Here is an 18,218-nt window from a genome sequence, read left to right on the forward strand (position 1 = left end):
TGCGTCCTTTTGCCGATGCCTCCGTCTTAAAGGATGTAAACAATCTGGAGGTGTTCAAATGAGTGCATGTGGATGTGGAACGCAAACGAAATTACCAGTGGCAGTCATCGGTACAGGTCCTGTTGGATTGGCTGCCGCTTCACATTTGTTGATTCGTGGAGAAAGCGTTCTGGTTTTTGAGGCTGGTGAAAGCATCGGCGCAAATATTCGTCGGTGGCAACATGTGCGGATGTTTTCGCCTTGGCAATACAATGTCGATAAAGCGGCGAAACAACTGCTAGAGCAACACCATTGGGTTGCACCGCCGAACGAAGAACTACCGACGGGGCGGGATTTGTTAGAGAAATACCTCCTGCCGTTAAGCGAACTACCCGAAATTCAATCAACGATTCACGTAAGCGCCAAAGTTATCGGTGTGGCTCGAAACAATCTGGACAAATTGAAGACCGCAGGACGCGACAGACAACCCTTTACTTTATTCGTTGAAGAGCAAGGCGGGGTCAACACATACCAAGTCCGTGCAGTTATTGACGCATCTGGCAACTGGACGAATCCGAACCCCGTATTGTCAATGGGTGTTTGGACGCCGATGGAGCGTGCCCTAAGCGAGCAGATTTTCTACGGGATTCCGAATGTATTAGGTGAATATCGCGAGCGGTACGCAGGTAAAAGTGTGTTGGTGGTTGGAAGTGGTCACTCTGCCATCAATGCGCTCCTTGACCTCGCGAAACTGAAAGAAGAATTTCCAGAAACGGAAATTGTCTGGGCGGTTCGAAAATCGTACATCGCTGAGGCGTACGGTGGTGAGGATCGCGATGGGTTACCCGCACGAGGGGAACTTGGCATCCGCATTCGCAAACTCATTGAATCCGAGCAAATTACTGCACTGACACCGTTTCACATTCACCAAGTAGCGCAGAATAATGCGACCATCACAGTTCGTGGCACGATGAACGGGCAAGCGGTTGAAGTCTCTGGAATCGATGAGGTCATTACCGCCACAGGCGCTCGACCCGACCTGTCGTTCTTGAGTGAAGTGCGTTTGTCGCTTGATCCCGCCCTGGAAAGTGCCACGGAACTGGCTCCATTGATTGACCCGAACGAACACAGTTGTGGCACTGTACGACCGAATGGAGAAAAGGAACTTCGTCAACCTGAAAAGGATTTCTACATTGTCGGTGTGAAGAGCTACGGACGCGCACCCACGTTCCTACTCGCCACTGGCTACGAGCAAGTTCGCTCGGTCGTTGCTGGACTCGTTGGCGATTTCAAGGCTGCGGAAGAAGTGCACCTAGAACTACCTGAGACAGGGATCTGTAAGGTTGGCGGACCGTCCGCACAATCTTGTTGCGGATGTAGGTGATCGCTTGAAATCCGTTTATGCGATTGCACTGATCACAGCGGTTTGTTTATTCGGCGACTCGATGCTGTACGTCGCCTTGCCAACGCATTATCACGAAGTCGGGGTTTCATCGCTACTCGAAGTAGGCGTGCTCCTGTCCGTGAATCGCTTGGTGCGTCTGCCCCTGAACCCTGTCATCGGGTATCTGTACCGAACCATTTCGCCGCGTCAGGGCATCCTCATGGCGGTTGTCCTGGCGGGAGTCACAACGTCGCTTTATGGTGTCGCCAAAGGCTTCTGGATATGGGTCATCATACGTGCGATTTGGGGACTCGCTTGGTCATTCTTTAAGATCGGAGCCTTTCTGCTTATCCTCAATTTCTCCGATGACACCAATCGCGGCAGCCTCATGGGGAAATACAATGGGTTGTACCGTCTTGGGAGCCTCGTTGGAATGCTTGCGGGTGGATTTTTTGCGGACCAATTTGGGATCGGCACCATCAGCCTGGTCTTCGGCATCACCGCATTTCTGGCGATTCCAGCAGTTCTTCGGTACATTCCCACAACCCACGGAACCGTTCACCAAAGGCAAAGTGTTTCGTCGTTTGAAACGAAGCCGTGGTGGCTCGATTCTCGCGTACTATGGATATTAGCGTCAGGGCTTTTGGGTTCCATGGCACTCGATGGGTTGCTGACGGCTACTCTGAGCCATGTGATTGTCATCCGTTATCCAGCCGTTGTGAAGTGGCTTGGGCTGACGATGGGTGCATCGACCTTAGCTGGAACCATGCAAGCGGTTCGCTGGTTAGTTGGACCGTGGATTTCCCCTTGGATCGGGCGATTGTCGGACCGAAGATGGCGAAGGACTCAGCTTTTGGCTTTTACGCTCGGCATAGCGACCCTCTTAATGGGGATGATTCCTGTTCGCACGCCGTTTGTCATATGGCTGATTCTCATCTTCATATTGCTCTTGGTTTCCTCGCTTGTGAGCACGTTAAGTGACTCTGTGGCGTCCGACACCGCTTCCGCATCGTCAGCAGTGGCGGTCATGACCACCTATGCGATGGCACTCGATGTGGGAGCTGCAATCGGACCCACACTCGGCTATGGATTAGAGGCGCTGCTTGGCACCTCCAGCATGTATTGGGGATCGACAATGGTCTTAGCGTGCCTGACCATCAAATGGGCATGGACTGCGTGGTCAAACAGGAAACAGAGTGAGATTCATGCGCTATCGATGTGAAGAAAAAAGGGAGCCGCTTTAGGCTCCCTTTTCGCATGAGGACTTACAAGACGACTGCGTTTTGCATTTCGCACAGCATGATTCGTTGCGGGTGTAATCAATGACATTTCCGAGTCGGTCGAACTCCAGGTGACAACAGTCGAGGATCATTTCCTTCAGTTTTTCACGACCACGCTGCACGCGCGATTTTGCGCCTGACAGCGAGATACCGAGTCGTTCAGCCAGTTCCTTTTGAGTAAGTCCTTCGATTTCGGTCAAGACAATCGCTTCACGGTACTTGTCAGGTAAGTCTGCGATCGTGGCGTTAAGCCACGATGCTACGGTTTCATTCAGATTCGCCACTTCCTCTTCAGGCGCGGCAAACATGTCTTCCTTGTCGTCAATCGGTACGGAATTGTTCTTCGCTTTGGAGCGGTAGTGGTCAATGATGGTGTTCCGTGCAATGCGAAACAGCCAGCCCTGGATTTTTGCATCGTCCTCGACCGAATCAATGTTGTCGTGGATCTTCCGAAAAACGTCTTGCAGAATGTCATCGGCGTCGAATTGATTGTTCACGCGGCTAAAAATAAACCCCTGAAGTTTGCCGCTGAATTCTTCCCAAATGTGTTGTGTGTCCAATAGGTATCCCCCTACTCCTGTACATTCATTTTTTTCGATTTAGTTCCTACACTTTCATCGGCTTGGACGAAAGATGCAGCAAAGTTCTTCGGAAAGCAGAGCGTTCACTTCCGACGAATTGAGTTCGTAGTAGCTCCATGTCCCCTGTGTCTCGCGTTGAATTAGCCCAGCATCCGCCAAGATTTTCAGGTGGTAGGACAGACTCGATTGAGGCAGCCCAAGCACTTCTTGCAAGTCCAATACATTGGTCTTCCCGCGCTGGCACAGTTCGTACATGATCTGCAATCGCTTTTCATCAGCAAGTGCCTTGAATTTCCCGACATAGGAATTGAAGTTGTTCGTCGGTCGTTGATTGTTGAGCAGCTTGAGTTGCTTCATCAAATCTCTTCCTGTTCATCGGATTATTTGGATTTAATTGCAGTATATGCGCGTACGATGGATTCCGCAAGAATAAATCGAAAAAAGTTGCTGAATGTTTGCGTCCTTTTCTAAAACCCCTCGTCTGTATAGGTGAAACACACTGAAACGGGAGGGATTTATATGTTGGACCTTGTGATTATTGGTTCAGGACCTTATGGAATTTCACTCGCTGCCCATGCGGTTGCAAACGGATTGTCTTACAAACTTCTTGGTTACCCGATGGATTTTTGGAAGAATACCATGCCTCAAGACATGTTTATTCGAACGCCGTACGAATTCATCCAGTTCTCCGATCCGAACGATGCATTCACGATTACTCGGTTCAGCGACGAGACAGGAGCTGAACTCGTGAACCCACTGCCACGACCGACATTCGTTCAGTACGCGATGTGGTTTGCCGAAAAAGCTGGCATTGAATTCACATCCGAATTGGTCGTCTCCCTTGAGAGAAAACATGACGGATATCGCATCGTGACGGACGCAGGGCAAATCCTGTGCGCAAAGAACGTCGTTGTTGCCACAGGAGTCGAACATTACAAATATGTGCCTGAGCTTTATCGTGGCTTGCCTTCGGACTTGATTTCTCATACCTCTGGATACACGCATTTTGACCAGTTCGCAGGACAAAAGGTGGCGGTGATTGGCAGCGGGCAAAGCGCTTGGGAGGCGGCTGGGCTTCTTCACTTAGCAGGTACCGATGTGCAACTGATTTACCGTCGTGAATCGGCGAACTATGCAGGGGGACCTGCCGAGGAAATTGCACTGCGCGATCTTGGAGATGTCTTCTATGACCTCCCAATGGAAGAAAAGCAAGAAGGGTGGGGGCAATCCCCTGGCAGCGTGGCACACTTCTTACGCCCCTATGTGGAAGGAAAAGTGCCCGAGTACGGCGGGTTGACTGTAGTTGATGTGCAAGTCACTCCTGACCGTCTTGTGGAATTGACCCTGTCGAGCGGAGAAACGCGCACGTTTCACCATTTGATTTCCGCATCAGGCTTCCGAATCAACATAGAAAAGGTGCCATTCTTCGGCGAATCGCTTCTACGCGAAATCGATCGCGAGGACGCGTTCGAGCAATTCCCGAAGTTAAGTGAAACATTCGAATCAAGTGTCCCAGGTCTCTATATTGCGGGTCCTTTGTCTTCGCACAGCCATGGTCCTACATTCCGCTTCATTTTGGGACTGAAGAAAACGGCATCGACGATTATTCCTGCAATTGCGAGCGATAAGGTGGGTGTCCGATGAATCGTCACGAACTTACAGAGGTACAGACAAGGCGCATTTGGAAGGACCTGTCACACCTCACAGGAGAGGAAACACAGGGGCGTTTGTCAGGCACCATTGGTGCACGCAAAGCGGCAAGCTATCTTGAACAGCAATTGACATCATCAGGATACGAGACTTCGTTCATGCCTGTTGATGTACCTGCACTTCGACTGACAGGGCGTCCGACACTCCTCGTTGGCGAGCATGCATTCAGACACAGAATGGACTTTGCTGAATTAAACGCTGCCACATCTGGCGGAACAGTCGAAGGCAAACTCCTTGTTTTACGCGACGGAGATGACATTGACGCTGCCGAACTCGTCGACAAGATCGTACTCATTTCTGAGCGACCTGATGGACTCGACGTGCGTGCAACCGCTGAAGCGGCTGCCAATGCGGGGGTCAAAGCCCTTCTCGTTGAACACGGTGAGCCAAAGTGGTTTCATAAATCACCAAACGGCGGAAGGAACACAAGAATTCCCGTGTTGAGGGTCAGACAATCCGTGGCGGAGCCATTGGTGCGTTTGAATGGCGAACCCGCCTTTGTCGATTTGCCACTCGAAAATCGGACATTAGCGTGCCAAAACGTACTGGGTTTTCTAAAAGGAAATCCGAGAGCGACTGAGACACTTGTTTTGATCGCTCATTACGACCATGTTGGAGACGATCCAGGTGGAATGCGGTTTCCTGGTGCGATTGACAATGCGGCAGGGGTCGCCATTCTGCTTGGACTGGCAAGGGAATTGGCTACGCGAAAGGAATCGCTGCCGTTTCATGTCCTTGTGGCGTTTTTGACGGGGGAAGAGTCAGGGATGGTTGGGGCGAGACAATTAAGTTAGTCAAGCATCGACGCCGATTTGGGCAGCCATCAATATCGACTCGCTTGGGTTTGAGTCGTCTCTGTTCAAGATGCGTACGGGTCACAACGAACCTGGTCATTGGCTGGCGGATTTGGCGGATGTCGTGATTCAGGAACACGATGTTGAGACGGCTTGGATTGCGGGTGGAGAAGACTCGATGGCATTCCAGCGTGAAGGAATTGATGCCATTGGGATCGGGCAAAAGCCGACCTTGCCCGAGTCCGTTCAAATCCACTCGCCGATGGATTCACTGGAGAATCTGCATTTCGCTCCCGTTGCCATGGCGTACTCCATTTTCTTCGAAATAATTGAACGATTGATCCAGAAAACTTGCGTCCTTTTGTGAAGACCGTCGTCTTTATAGTGGAATCAATTAACAAACTATTAGGGGGAATAAACCATGACAATCATTATCAAGAAATCTGGAAACGCACAAGAAACGACTGATGGATGTTGTTCTTCATCGCAAGAACCAACCCAGAACGGTGGCTGCTGTGGAACGATTGCCTCCACCAATGAATCCTGCTGTGGGACGGACACGAACACGGCGAACTTGTGCTGCGGATAACGTTGAAGGAGGCAAACACATGAACCACATCTATGCGGCGGAAAAGTTGATGCAAGTTCAGAAGATGCAAGTGGAAAAGTTGTCTCGGGAGTATTGGAAGATCCCAAGAAAAGAGCGTAGCAATCTACTTCGATTTGTAAATTCCTTATTTAAGAGACAACCTAAAATGACCCTACAGACCACATACTGTCCATGTTGTGCAGCATAAATTATGAATATGGCGTGAGACAGTCAGTCCGATGGGCTGGCTGTTTTGTTTCAGCAACAATCAGGTATATAACCAAATGTTTATAAGGTTAAATTTTGGAGCATAACGGAGGTAGAACACACGACACAAAAGTCCAACGGTAATATGTCAAGTTCCTGAAACTCGAAAAATGGAAATTTTGTTGGACCAAATTACCGTGAGTCAGTGAAAAAGACAGCACTAAAGAAACCCAGTCTGAGTTTGTTCCTCGAACTGGAACTGTTACCAAAGGATGATAAGGAGGCGATTATTGCTTCTCCGTATTCACCTTCCTTCTAGGCGTGTAGATTTGGTCGTTGCGTAGCAGCACATCGACCAGACGTACAAGTTTTCTTGCGGTTAAGACGAGGGCTCTTTTATGTTGGTGCTTTGGCACCTCAGCGAATTTCTTCTGGTAGTAATTCTGAAATTCTGGATCATGTCGTTTTACCGAGTTGGCGGCTTCAACAAGGTAATAGCGGAGGAACCGGTTACCAGATTTGATTCGCTTAGTATCTTCGGCTTCAAATTTACCGGATTGGTGTTTACGCCACGTGAGACCCGCATACTTTGCAACGGCGGCTTGGTCTTTAAACCGGTGAATGTCGCCGATCTCGGCAAGAATGCCGGCGCAGTAAACGCGTCCAATGCCGGGAATGGTCTCCAGCGTGTTCGGGATGCCGTCCAGCAGTCGCGCGATAGCTTGGTCAATCTGTTTGATCTGTTGCTTGATAGTTCGTATAGACTCGATGGAAGTAGCAAGCAGGATGTCAATCGTATCCTCTACACATTTGGAGAGGCGGTATGAGGAACGGGCGGCCTTCTGAATGCACTTGGCGACCTTCTCCGGATTAGGGAAACGATTCTTGCCTTTCTCTTTTAGGTAATCTGCAAGATCCGCCAGTTCCATGGATCCGATTTCATCAAGACTATACTGCTCCAGCAACAACTCGGTGATGGCATGACCGAAGACATCGCTTTCCACCTCGCTGGTAAAAGCGCTGCATTTGAAGAACAGGTGTTGCAAAAAGTACTGCTTTTCACGCGTCAGATTATGCACGAGATGAAATCTCATGCGAGTAAGGCGCTGTAAAGCAATGTATTGTTCTTGCAGTACCACGGTCATCGGCAGTCGTCCGAAACGCAGCCGGTCAGCGATAATCCAGGCATCAATATAATCGGTCTTGTCCAGGTCGGGGTAAGCCTCCCTGAACTTACTAATGAGCTTGGGATTGATGGTAAACACTTTGGTGCCGCGTTTTTGTAACGAGTTATCTTCGTGCAAAAACATGGCGGGATGCCAACTGTACACGGATGTGGATTCAAGTCCGACGTGGATTTCCTTGGATTTTTCCTTATCTGCTAGGGACAGAAGCTTGTCCCGCAAACGGGAAGCCCCATCGTGGTTATTCGTGACTGTGAAGGAATCCAGTGTGTCACCAACGATGTTCATGGCGCAGACTTTTAAGTCTTCAGAGCTAACGTCAATACCGACGAATAATTTCAAGGTTATCCCTCCCTTCTGAATTAGGGATTTGGGGAATTGGACTCTTCGGGACGCCCCCAGCGCGCTCGCAGATCAATCACCCTCGCATATGAGAACTTCCTTCGATCCATGAGCCGCCTCGAATCTGCTACTTTCGAGCATGGGTTGCCAAAGGGAACAGCCAACGGGTTAGAAGTACACGCGAGTGCTGGGGAAACAGACTTTAGACGTAGTCGAGCTACAGGAGATGAACGAATTTCCCCAAATGACCCAAGGATCATTGTCTGGGAACATCACGAAGAGTCCAAGACCCAATTGCGATTTATTAAGTTTTCAAGGAGGCCTGTTTTCGGGCGGACCCCGACTTCCGCTCCTCGCCCTCCGGGCTGTGGTGCGGGTTCGGCTACTTGCTCCATCTAAAAACAATTTTTTACTGGAAATTCTTCAAAAAGAAGAATCGAAAAATACTATACGAGGAGATGTTTCGATGTATTTCGTCAGCGCCGAACACCGAACTAACTATGAGCAATTGGTTGCAAAATTCAATTGTCAGAACGTACCCGATTTCGAATCCGCTTGTTACGTCGTTGCCCACCCTGAGATTTGGCGTAAGTATAACGGTCAGCCAGGTGGAAGTCCCGTGCATTGGACGTTCGGTGAGTGGAACGAAGCTGAAAATCGGAGGGATGAGAGCGAAGCCATGAACTGTCTCTCAGGTGCCTTTCGCGAGTTAGCACGTGCAGCGGTCGAGATGTTTACGGGCGGACAAAATCACTTCTGTTTTGCGCGTTTCATTGGAAACGCTGGGGACGAGGTTTACCGCGTATTCATCCAAGCCATGAACATTCGTAGAAAGAGCGAAACCGTAGAAGTAGAGGGAGTTCTATGAAGAGTAAAAACATGTTGGTTCGCTCCATTAGCTATATCCATGACCCAGAAGCGGCACAGTTGTGGTTTGAAGCTTATGTGGACCTTCTGAAAGACGCCATTTTGAAGCGACAGGAAAATTCGAAGTGTACAAGTCATACCTTCCATACGGGGGGTGAAGACCATGCGGACCGTTGCGTATTATCGCAGTTCGACGAATCTCCAGGAACATTCCGTGGAGATGCAAAAGACGATGGCGTTCAAGACGGCAAGAGAAAAGCTACTCGTGATTGAGGATCAGTATCCTGATCCGTTCATTTCTGCCAGACAAGTGACGATGAAGGACCGACCAGAACTCAAACGTCTGATGGATGACATCAAAAAGGGGCGCGTGCAAAACTTGCTTGTCTATAAGCGAGACCGACTGGCGCGCCTTGCGACCGAGTATATGCACATTTATCGGTTTTTGAAAGAACATCAGGTGAACGTCATTTTCACTGCCGATAACGAGCATCCGTTGTCCTATACCGCCGTCGGAGAATTCTTTGAAGTGCTGATGGCGGGGGTCATCCAGCGCGAAGGCGAGCAAATTGCCAAGCGTATTCGGGACTCAAAGATTTCAAAGTTCCTTGCCAAACAATACGCAGGCAAAGTCCCGTTTGGTTATCACATCAACAAACATGTGAAAGAAAACGAAGTACAAGAACGGATTGTCCAAACACCAGGCGACATTGAGATTGCCCGAGAGCTGTACGACCTTGTCCTCAGCCAACATTTCGAATCATTGAACGAAATCAAGAAGTATTTCGACCGTCAGGAGCTTTCGAGAAAGGTTGTCAAAAAAGGGCAAGTTGTTAAAGAGCGGAACTGGGAGGTTGCCGATATCTACAACATCTTATCGAACCCGCTCTACATGGGTAAACACATCATGACCTTTGAAGGGGCAGGAGAGTTCGAAGCAACGTATGAAGGCATTGCCATCGTTACAGTTGAAGAGTGGGAAAAGGTTCAAGAATTGCTTCCGAACATGATTACCAAACGTGAACGTGACAAGGAGAAAATTGTCTATCACATGGAAGGACTGCTGTTTTGTTCCGTCTGTAAAGAACCACTCATTGCAAAGGACCGTATGCGACAAGGCGTGAATGTCGGCATGTACGAATGTACACACGAAGCACACAACTGCAAGGTTCGTCAAGAACATGTGGAAACACTTGTTCTGGAGCGGGCGAAAACCTTTTTCAGTACCATGGTAATGGCAAACATCAACGACCTTATCGAACGCTATCGTTCGACAAATGCGGAACGTTTGCAAAGGCAAATCAAGACGCTTTCATCCGAGATTGAAGAACGCAAGAATCAGATGGTGAAACGTGCCGACCAATATTTGCGGACATCGGATACGTCCAAAAAGGGTGAGTTAACCGATAAACTCCTTAAGCTGTACGAGCAAACCAGTACGGTACAGAAGGAGTATGACGCTTTTATCGATTTACTGGCAGAAGTCGAAGCACTTTCCGCGCGACCGAAACAATTAGCTGACAACTTAGCTGAATTTCTGGAGACGATGCAGGAACGGGAACCAGATGAGATCCGTTTGCTGTTTCGGGACATTGTCGCCTGCGTGGATGTCAGTCCAAAGTGTATCGACATCACCTTTAAGCACCCGTATGTTGTCTCGAAGGATGTGTTGACGGATGTCGCTACGTGATGCCATCACTGACAAGAAAGGCGTATTCTATGGACGACACTCGACGGACAAACAGGAAATGGAGATGCAGCGTCGGGTTGCCAAGCAGGTGGTGGCTGAATACAAAGGGGAGCTTTTGCCTGTTGAATACGCCGATCCCAATGTCTCCGCGACCAAGGTTCCGTTAATTAAACGCACGCATCTCGCGCGACTACTGGATGACGCAAAGGAACACAAGTTTGATTTTGTCATCACCTATGCCAGAGACCGTTTGGCACGCGATGCGTACGAGCATCAAGTGATTCGGGAAGAAATGCATGAGTTGGGGATTCCGATTGTCCTCGCCGCTACTCGAAGTGTGTACGATTCAGGGGATTTGGTTATTGAACTCATGCAAGATGGTCTCAGTCAATACGAAGTCGAACAAACGCGCGTGCGGACCCGCGACACGCTCGTACATCGTGTGGAGCATGGCGAGTGGGTTGGGCGCAAACCGCCGTACGGCTACATGTTTGATAAAGATAGCCGTCAAATTCTACAAGTGGCGGATGAAATCATCGTGGTTCGTGAGATCTTTGACCGCTATTTGAAAGGTGAAGGCTGTTATCGCATCGCAAAGGCGCTGGGTGGGTCATGGAAAAAGGAAAAGGTCAAAGCAATCGTGACGAATCCGTTCTACGCAGGCTACTTGACGGCTTACAAAGGAAAGAAAAAGTCCCACAGCTCTGTTTCGGATCGCTGTGACTGGGTGGAAAGCCAAGAACCACTCAAAGGTATTCCTGCCATTTTAACCAAAGAAGAGTGGGAGCGATGCTGGAACTTCTTTGACCAACGACGCAAAGGGCAAGTGGCTCCGAGGCACTACAACACGAATTTCTTGCTTAGAGGGTTGGTGGCTTGCAAAGACTGTGGGAGTCTTTTTCAGACGCAAAACCAAATGACCAAGAGCAGTACAGGCAAGCGATACGGCAAGCGTTACTATTTCTGCAAGTGCCGTCGTTTTGAAGCAGGGGAATTTGAAACGACCATTGTTCGTGCGACGCTTGATGTTGTCAATCGGCGCGCACTCGTTCCAGGCGGTGTGGACGCACTGATGGAAGAAGTGCGTGTCCGCTTGCAAACTGACATGAGCCAACTCAATAAGGATATCCGCAACTTGGAAAAACAGGTTGATGAAGCGAAGAAGCGTATCGAAGAAGCTGACGCTGAGATGCGAAGTCGGTTTCAGGTGCGTCAGTCTGACGAAACCAACGAGAAGATGGTCTCCATCCTGCAACACTATCGGTTACAGAAGCAAGCCGATTGCAATCGATGGGAACGTCAAATTAAGGACTTCAAAACGAAGCTTTCTTTTATCGAGGGAATTGAACTCAAAAATCTCGATTGGGACGATTTGTACGCCGATGCGCTGAAGGGTGACCGACAAGCACTCAGACGATTTTTGGTCTTCTTGATTGATACCATCATTGTGAACGCGGCAGGGGAAGTCGACGAGTTTTGTGCGAAGGTGGATTTGAATCATTGACCCTCAGCAAATGGAAACTGCTTAGGGTCTCTTCGGTTTATTTCCACTCGCTAACTATTGTGTAGGTGTGGTATTTTTAGATTCGGGTAATATCAGGGGGTGAGTTTTATAAATCAAGATAGACTGAAAGCATATGCGAAAGCGCATGGGCAAAAAAATGTGAAGCAAGATCAGTATGTTTCTGATGAACTCGATTCTACGCTTCATGGTGAAAAGGACTTATTGGAAAATAAGCAAATAAAAAAAGTAGTACCGCATATCTTGTTTAAGGACTTTTGGAACACATACGGTATTCTAGGACCGTTGCGCGACGACGACCCAAAGAAAAGATATTCTCGTGGGCGGAAAATTTATGTGGATTTCGGAACTGGAAATATCGGTAAGGAGGCATCTTTACCACACCCTGCTTTCGTTCTAATGAATATGGCTCAAACTGTGATCGTTGTTCCGACTCACTCCGACGAAGATGCAAAAGCTGAAGCGTATTCTGAAGAGGTGAAGAAAGCTACGATATGGTGTCCGAAAGATGGCGTTATCTTTCCAAAGGATACCACGATTAACATGTACGATATAAGATCGGTATCCAAGCATCGTGTTATTAACGATCTCAAGTGCGATGCGGAAGACTATATCATGCCCGATGATGCGGTGAAAAAGCTTAATCAACTGTCTGGAGAAAAAGACTTGTTTCCATACGGTGTCGATTTGAAGACTGTACTTCAACTGAAAGTTATGGAATTGTTTGCACCTGGCATACTGAAAGAACTCAAGGATTTACGCAACAAGTCTAATCAAGATGATTGACAGGTTGTACACTTGGGTTATAATGATTATAGTTCTATTCTGCCCTCGCTATTATGCGTGCGGTCAATAACTTCATCCACCTTTACGGTGAGAAGCTCTTGTGGTGATGTCCACGAGAGCTTCATCTCTTTCTAGACACATAATTTAAAGATAACTCCATATGCTTAAAACATCTGCCCTTCCCACACTGGGATGCGGTCAATCAACAGTTCGCCCGCACGGGCAAAGGGTCTTGGACTAAAATCCAAGACCCTTTCTTATGCGCAAAAAATCATTCGCTTAAAAGCGTTGCAAGTGGACAATCCGTGTCCGCATACGCATGTCCTTAGGGGTGATGCGTGTGCGTGAGGCAAAGATTGTCGTGACGGAAGTCGCATACGGCGAAGAGTCCGTCCAAAAGTTGGCACAAGAGATGATTGAACTGCTTGTCCTCAATCGATACACTCTTCCTAACCCTATCCATACTTCGCACACCAAAACGGTGAGCGGAGGCAATGAGTCATGACCATTTGTGCAATTTACGCCCGTGTATCGGACGAATCGCAGCTTAAAGGCGATTCCATCGACCACCAGATCAGCTATTGCAAGGAGAACGCAAGGCGACGGAGCCACGAAGAAGGAACGCAGTGGTTTACGCCTGATACGTTCATCTATGTTGATGAAGGCATCACGGGTACAAGTATGGTAAAACGCCCTGCGGTGCAACGACTTATCCGTGATGCTCGGGCGCGCCAGTTCGAAGTGGTGTTGTTCAAGGGAATCTCACGTTTTGCCCGTGATACTGTCGATGCACTGTTGATGCTCCGCACGCTAACAGCCTGCGGAGTACGCGTAGTCTCAATGGAAGAAAACTTCGACAGTCGACGCGACAACGCGGAGTTCATCTTTACCATTCACAGTGCACTCGCACAAGCGGAGTCTGAGAAAACAGCGATTCGCGTACGTGTCGGAGCTGCTCAAAAGGCACGGTCGGGCAAGTGGAACGGACAGCCACCTGACGGCTATACGCTCAATCCCGAGACCAAACGGCTTGAGGTGGACGAGAGCTTTGCACCGATTGTCTCCGACATCTTCACGATGTATCTGAACGGGTATGGGTGTCGCAAAATTGCCGATGTCTTAAACGGCGAAGGTCGCTACACGAAACGGGGGAACTTTTGGACACAACGAAACATCTCGCGAATGCTCCGTAACCCTGTCTATGTTGGCGATGTTGTTTACGGAAGACGCGAACAGCGGGTCACGTTCCCAGACGAATCCGATCCGCTTGCACGGAAGAAACGCGCCGTATGGGTGGGCGACCCAGAACGACACACGGTATGCAACGACGCCCATCCAGGGATTGTTTCGCGCGAACTCTTTGAGCAGGTGCAAGAGAAGCTCGACAAACGTCGCTTGATGGTCGGATCGAACAAGCATGACTGCTTGCTGTCCAAGGGATTGCTCATTTGTACCTGCGGTTCGAGCATGACCATTACGTACAACAAGGCAGGGACACCGTACTACCGATGTCTTCGCAAGCACGATTCAGGGCGGACCATTTGCAACAGCGGTCATGTGCGGGCGCGTGATGTTGAGCAGGCAGTCCTTAACCGCGCCAGAACCGACATATTAGAGGCGATTAACTTTGACGAACTCGTGATTCCAGAAATGGAGACTGAGAATCTGGAAAAGAAGTTGGTGTCGCTACAAAAGGATCTCAGTAAGGAAATGGATCGCTCGCAACAATTGTTTGACCAATACACGGTGGGTAACCTGCTGGACGATCAATACACCACCATGAACAGCACCATTCGCAACCGCATTTTGACCTTGCAAAAGACGCGGGATCGCCTGCTGAAGGAAATCGGCGCCAAGCAGGAACAGGCGAATGTCGAGCAATTAGTTCGACAAGCGATGCACGACTTTTTGAATTTGGATACTTCGGACGTATTGGTTACGCGCGAAATCCTTTCGATGTTCATCAAAAACGTGACCGTTTTACGTTCACGGGAGGGATTAAAGGAAATATCCATCACCTATCGGTTCGCCAAGCCTGTCCATGAAACGAAGCAGTAATCTGGGGGCAACAGGACCACCGATGACCACCAACTTACTGCATGCCATCACGGCGTTTCTGGAATGGTTAAGCCGTTCCGATTGGTTTAGCCGTGGCGGATGATGATTGAATAATTAAGGACAGTCGTCTGGGTAAATACCAATACTACGGTACCGGGGTATAGTAAAATACATAAATGGGGCGGGGCGATACCCTTCGTCGTATTTTTGGGTACCGCCTTTCAATGCTTCTCGATGTTTCTTTGCAAGGAGGGAACGAGGAGTGCTGAAAGCGATACGCGTTCACTGACACGTCAGATCGGTATCCCACAGCATCCAAAGGTGAGGTGTTACGATTGAACGAACACAACCATAGCTACGGATCGAATAAATCGAACTTGTTAAGTCGGTTAAAGCGCATTGAAGGCCAGGTGCGTGGCATTCAAAAGATGATCGAAGAGGACCGCTATTGCGTGGATATCATCACACAACTTGCGGCGGTAAAAAGTGCGACGCATCAGGTTGCTTTGAATCTGTTGGATTCTCACGCACATCACTGTGTGAAAGAAGCAATCACACACGGTAACGATGGTGAAGCAAAAATTGAGGAGCTCATGGATGTGGTTCGAAAGTTCACAAAGGGGTAAAGGAGGTACCCAAAAATGGCCGTTGAAAACACAAAAATTCGAGAAGCCACATTTCCCATCAAAGGTATGACATGTGCAGCGTGTGCAGCAAGAATTGAAAAGAACGTTTCAACGCTACCTGGCGTAAAGGAGTGCAATGTCAACTTAGCATCTGAACGTGCGCGCGTGGTGGTTGAAGGGGATACCAACTGGGAAGATGTGGTCCAGCGGATCGAAAAGACGGGTTATTCCGTGCCAACCACAGAGTTGGATCTGAGCATCGAGGGTATGACCTGTGCGGCATGTTCGGCACGAATTGAAAAGGTTGTCGGACGGGTCAAAGGCGTTGAGTCTGTTCAGGTAAATCTGGCATCCGAGAAAGGGAAGGTTGTATATCTTCCTGGCATTGCGACAGACCAAGATGTCATTCGCGCTATTGAGAAAGCAGGTTACTCGGCACGCGTAGCAACAGACGAACTCGAAAAGCACGAACGCCAGCGCAAGGCGAAAGCCTATCAGCGTGAGCTGTATACCTTTGGACTATCTGTTCCGCTGACGATCCCGCTCATCATTCAAATGTTTGTCATGCTTGCTGGTGCCCAGGCATTTATTCCTAATTGGGGTAGCCTCATTCTCGCGACACCTGTTCAGTTCTTCGTGGGCTGGCGTTTTTACAGAGGGGCTTATCACTCGTTACGTGGCGGAGCCGCAAACATGGATGTCCTGGTCGCACTCGGGACATCCGTGGCGTATGTGTACAGTGTCATTTTGACCGTATTGGGTCGGGCAGACACTTACTTTGATAGTTCTGCGACCGTCATTACACTAATCTATATGGGTAAGCTCTTGGAGTCACGGGCAAAGAACCGTTCAAGCTCGGCGATTGAGGAACTGGCGAAATTGGGCGCGAAAGTGGCGCACGTTGTGCGGCATGGGGCGGAAATGGACGTTCCCGTAGAGGAACTCCGTGTCGGAGACACGGTTCGTGTTCGTCCTGGTGAAAAAGTGCCCACCGATGGGGTCATCACACAAGGTCAAACGCTGCTTAATGAGTCCTTCTTAACAGGTGAGTCGGTGCCTGTTTCAAAGGAAGTGGAGTCATCTGTTGTAGGCGCTTCGGTCAACCAAACCAATTCGTTTACCATGCGCGTGACGAAGATTGGTGCCGATACGACACTTGCTCAAGTGATTCGCCTTGTGGATCAGGCACAAGGGTCCAAGGCACCTGTGCAACGTCTTGCGGATAAAATTTCAGGTATTTTTGTACCAATCGTTCTCGGTGTTGCGTTACTCACATTCGTTGCGTGGGGCATCTTTGGTGGTTGGACACACGGACTTGTCGCGGCAGTTGCCGTACTAGTCATTGCCTGCCCCTGTTCCTTAGGGCTTGCCACACCTACGGCAATTATGGTGGGGACAGGACTAGGTGCGGAACATGGGATTCTCATTAAAGGTGGAGAGCATCTCGAACTAGCGCATAAGGTCAATACCGTTGTGTTCGACAAGACAGGCACAATTACGGCTGGACGTCCGACGGTAACAGATGTCTGGGCAGCAGATGGTGTGAGTCAAGAAGAGCTTCTAAGGCACGCCGCGTCGTTGGAATCACAAAGTGAGCATCCACTTGGAGCCGCCGTAGTTGCGTATGCGGAGGAACAGAAACTCGATTGGACAGAGGCGTCAAGCGTTCGGGCAACTCCAGGTAGCGGTATCGAAGGCACGATTGATGGTAATGTGATCCGCGTCGGCAATCGTCGTTGGCTCTCGGAACAAGGGGTTACTGGGATGTCGGAGGATTTACTTGCGAAATACGAGAGTGAAGCCAAGACTGTGATTACCGTAGCCGAAAATGAACGGTTACTTGGGATGATTGCCGTTGCAGATTCCATTAAGAATGATGCGCGTAACGCAATCAACCAACTCAAATACATGGGTATTGAAGTGTGGATGATCACGGGGGACAATGAGCGAACAGCACGTGCCGTCGCGGAACAAGTAAACATCGACCACGTCATTGCGGCGGTTATGCCACGGGATAAATCCGAAAAGGTTCTGGAACTCAAGCAACAAGGGAAAGTTGTTGCCATGGTTGGTGATGGCATCAACGACGCCCCAGCACTCGCGGCGGCGGATATTGGCGTTGCCATGGGCACGGGTACAGATGTGGCAATCGAAGCTGCAGACATTGCGTTAATGCACGCAAATATGCTCGGTGTGGTGAATGCCATTCAATTGTCTAAAGCCACCATGCGTAAAATCCGACAGAACTTATTTTGGGCGTTCTTCTACAACGTCATCGGTATTCCACTCGCTGCCGCTGGAATCCTAAATCCCATTATTGCGGGTGCAGCCATGGCACTTAGCTCTGTGAGTGTGGTATCAAACAGTCTTCTTCTCAAACGCTTGAAATTCGAAAAATGATGTGCAAAAGGTCCGCTTGTTAAGCGGACCTTTTCATTTACACTAGACCAACCTTGAAGCTCAGTCCAATAAGGAGAGGAATTTTTTATCTTGTCGTCGGAGCGGATGATTTCTCTGCAATATGTTCGCTACTAGGCTCCATTCCCATCAAACAAGATTTTGACATCAAACCAGTACGGAAGTTAGAAGTTGATCGGGTGTGAGGGATCGGGAGGGGGT

General features: G+C 49.2%; 17 protein-coding genes. 14 read left to right on the top strand and 3 right to left on the bottom strand.

Annotated elements, in window-relative coordinates; genetic code table 11:
* Positions 1 to 58: 58 nt before the first annotated feature.
* Positions 59 to 1,363: an NAD(P)-binding domain-containing protein gene (locus NZD86_RS06465; RefSeq protein WP_268045688.1), complete on the top strand. Its 1,305-nt coding sequence runs from the start codon at positions 59 to 61 to the stop codon at positions 1,361 to 1,363.
* A 4-nt stretch (positions 1,364 to 1,367) separates the two neighbouring features.
* Positions 1,368 to 2,585 (top strand): MFS transporter, encoded by a 1,218-nt coding sequence (locus NZD86_RS06470; protein WP_268045689.1) that lies wholly within the window; start codon positions 1,368 to 1,370, stop codon positions 2,583 to 2,585.
* A gap of 18 nt (positions 2,586 to 2,603) precedes the next feature.
* Here NZD86_RS06470 and sigZ read toward each other — a convergent pair whose 3' ends face one another.
* Positions 2,604 to 3,203, bottom strand: coding sequence for an RNA polymerase sigma factor SigZ (sigZ, locus tag NZD86_RS06475; protein WP_268045690.1), 600 nt, complete (start codon positions 3,201 to 3,203; stop codon positions 2,604 to 2,606).
* 54 nt (positions 3,204 to 3,257) lie between these two features.
* Positions 3,258 to 3,581: an ArsR/SmtB family transcription factor gene (locus NZD86_RS06480; protein ID WP_268045691.1), complete on the bottom strand. Its 324-nt coding sequence runs from the start codon at positions 3,579 to 3,581 to the stop codon at positions 3,258 to 3,260.
* Positions 3,582 to 3,743: 162 nt separating this feature from the next.
* On the opposite strand from NZD86_RS06480, the gene NZD86_RS06485 reads away from it, so the two are divergent.
* From NZD86_RS06485 to NZD86_RS06500, 4 genes are read left to right on the top strand one after another with little or no spacing between them, the layout of a single operon-like run.
* Positions 3,744 to 4,868 (top strand): NAD(P)/FAD-dependent oxidoreductase, encoded by a 1,125-nt coding sequence (locus tag NZD86_RS06485; protein WP_268045692.1) that lies wholly within the window; start codon positions 3,744 to 3,746, stop codon positions 4,866 to 4,868.
* The gene (locus NZD86_RS06490; RefSeq protein ID WP_268045693.1) at positions 4,865 to 5,728 is read left to right on the top strand and encodes a M28 family peptidase; all 864 of its coding nucleotides are present in this window, start codon (positions 4,865 to 4,867) and stop codon (positions 5,726 to 5,728) included. Before NZD86_RS06485 ends, NZD86_RS06490 begins: the two co-directional genes overlap by 4 nt.
* A gap of 16 nt (positions 5,729 to 5,744) precedes the next feature.
* Positions 5,745 to 6,095 (top strand): hypothetical protein, encoded by a 351-nt coding sequence (locus NZD86_RS06495; RefSeq protein ID WP_326492663.1) that lies wholly within the window; start codon positions 5,745 to 5,747, stop codon positions 6,093 to 6,095.
* A gap of 54 nt (positions 6,096 to 6,149) precedes the next feature.
* Complete coding sequence (locus NZD86_RS06500) at positions 6,150 to 6,317, top strand: hypothetical protein (RefSeq protein ID WP_268045695.1); 168 nt, start codon at positions 6,150 to 6,152, stop codon at positions 6,315 to 6,317.
* A gap of 494 nt (positions 6,318 to 6,811) precedes the next feature.
* Here NZD86_RS06500 and NZD86_RS06505 read toward each other — a convergent pair whose 3' ends face one another.
* Positions 6,812 to 8,050, bottom strand: coding sequence for an IS110 family RNA-guided transposase (locus NZD86_RS06505; RefSeq protein WP_268044126.1), 1,239 nt, complete (start codon positions 8,048 to 8,050; stop codon positions 6,812 to 6,814).
* Between the two features lie 244 nt (positions 8,051 to 8,294).
* Here NZD86_RS06505 and NZD86_RS06510 point away from each other — a divergent pair, with 244 nt between their 5' ends.
* The 8 genes from NZD86_RS06510 (at position 8,295) to NZD86_RS06545 (ending at position 17,999) form a co-directional block, all read left to right on the top strand.
* Positions 8,295 to 8,918, top strand: coding sequence for a DUF2538 family protein (locus tag NZD86_RS06510; RefSeq protein WP_268045696.1), 624 nt, complete (start codon positions 8,295 to 8,297; stop codon positions 8,916 to 8,918).
* A gap of 162 nt (positions 8,919 to 9,080) precedes the next feature.
* On the top strand, positions 9,081 to 10,607 hold the full coding sequence (locus NZD86_RS06515; protein ID WP_268045697.1) for a recombinase family protein: 1,527 nt from the start codon (positions 9,081 to 9,083) through the stop codon (positions 10,605 to 10,607).
* Positions 10,594 to 12,111 carry a recombinase family protein gene (locus NZD86_RS06520; protein WP_268045698.1) on the top strand — a complete coding sequence of 506 codons (1,518 nt, stop codon included), beginning with the start codon at positions 10,594 to 10,596 and terminating at the stop codon, positions 12,109 to 12,111. The genes NZD86_RS06515 and NZD86_RS06520 overlap by 14 nt, the downstream gene beginning before the upstream one ends.
* A 99-nt stretch (positions 12,112 to 12,210) precedes the next feature.
* On the top strand, positions 12,211 to 12,915 hold the full coding sequence (locus tag NZD86_RS06525; protein WP_268045699.1) for a type II toxin-antitoxin system PemK/MazF family toxin: 705 nt from the start codon (positions 12,211 to 12,213) through the stop codon (positions 12,913 to 12,915).
* Positions 12,916 to 13,255: 340 nt separating this feature from the next.
* Entirely contained in the window at positions 13,256 to 13,420 is a 165-nt protein-coding gene (locus tag NZD86_RS06530) for a hypothetical protein (protein WP_268045700.1), read from the top strand.
* On the top strand, positions 13,417 to 14,973 hold the full coding sequence (locus NZD86_RS06535; RefSeq protein ID WP_268045701.1) for a recombinase family protein: 1,557 nt from the start codon (positions 13,417 to 13,419) through the stop codon (positions 14,971 to 14,973). Before NZD86_RS06530 ends, NZD86_RS06535 begins: the two co-directional genes overlap by 4 nt.
* 326 nt (positions 14,974 to 15,299) lie before the next feature.
* Positions 15,300 to 15,599 carry a metal-sensitive transcriptional regulator gene (locus NZD86_RS06540; RefSeq protein ID WP_407655217.1) on the top strand — a complete coding sequence of 100 codons (300 nt, stop codon included), beginning with the start codon at positions 15,300 to 15,302 and terminating at the stop codon, positions 15,597 to 15,599.
* Positions 15,600 to 15,614: 15 nt separating this feature from the next.
* The gene (locus NZD86_RS06545; RefSeq protein ID WP_268045703.1) at positions 15,615 to 17,999 is read left to right on the top strand and encodes a heavy metal translocating P-type ATPase; all 2,385 of its coding nucleotides are present in this window, start codon (positions 15,615 to 15,617) and stop codon (positions 17,997 to 17,999) included.
* Positions 18,000 to 18,218: the final 219 nt, after the last annotated feature.

Origin of the sequence: Alicyclobacillus dauci (assembly GCF_026651605.1) — a bacterium.
In the GTDB taxonomy this organism is placed as follows: Bacteria; Bacillota; Bacilli; order Alicyclobacillales; family Alicyclobacillaceae; genus Alicyclobacillus; species Alicyclobacillus dauci.

What these genes read in the sequence shown, in the direction of transcription:
- NZD86_RS06500 (WP_268045695.1), top strand. Translation starts at nt 6,150, where the DNA reads ATGACAATCATTATCAAGAAATCTGGAAACGCACAAGAAACGACTGAT.
- NZD86_RS06545 (WP_268045703.1), top strand. Translation starts at nt 15,615, where the DNA reads ATGGCCGTTGAAAACACAAAAATTCGAGAAGCCACATTTCCCATCAAA.
- NZD86_RS06480 (WP_268045691.1), bottom strand. Translation starts at nt 3,581, where the DNA reads ATGAAGCAACTCAAGCTGCTCAACAATCAACGACCGACGAACAACTTC.
- NZD86_RS06520 (WP_268045698.1), top strand. Translation starts at nt 10,594, where the DNA reads ATGTCGCTACGTGATGCCATCACTGACAAGAAAGGCGTATTCTATGGA.
- NZD86_RS06465 (WP_268045688.1), top strand. Translation starts at nt 59, where the DNA reads ATGAGTGCATGTGGATGTGGAACGCAAACGAAATTACCAGTGGCAGTC.
- NZD86_RS06535 (WP_268045701.1), top strand. Translation starts at nt 13,417, where the DNA reads ATGACCATTTGTGCAATTTACGCCCGTGTATCGGACGAATCGCAGCTT.
- NZD86_RS06510 (WP_268045696.1), top strand. Translation starts at nt 8,295, where the DNA reads ATGACCCAAGGATCATTGTCTGGGAACATCACGAAGAGTCCAAGACCC.
- NZD86_RS06485 (WP_268045692.1), top strand. Translation starts at nt 3,744, where the DNA reads ATGTTGGACCTTGTGATTATTGGTTCAGGACCTTATGGAATTTCACTC.
- NZD86_RS06490 (WP_268045693.1), top strand. Translation starts at nt 4,865, where the DNA reads ATGAATCGTCACGAACTTACAGAGGTACAGACAAGGCGCATTTGGAAG.
- NZD86_RS06515 (WP_268045697.1), top strand. Translation starts at nt 9,081, where the DNA reads ATGCGGACCGTTGCGTATTATCGCAGTTCGACGAATCTCCAGGAACAT.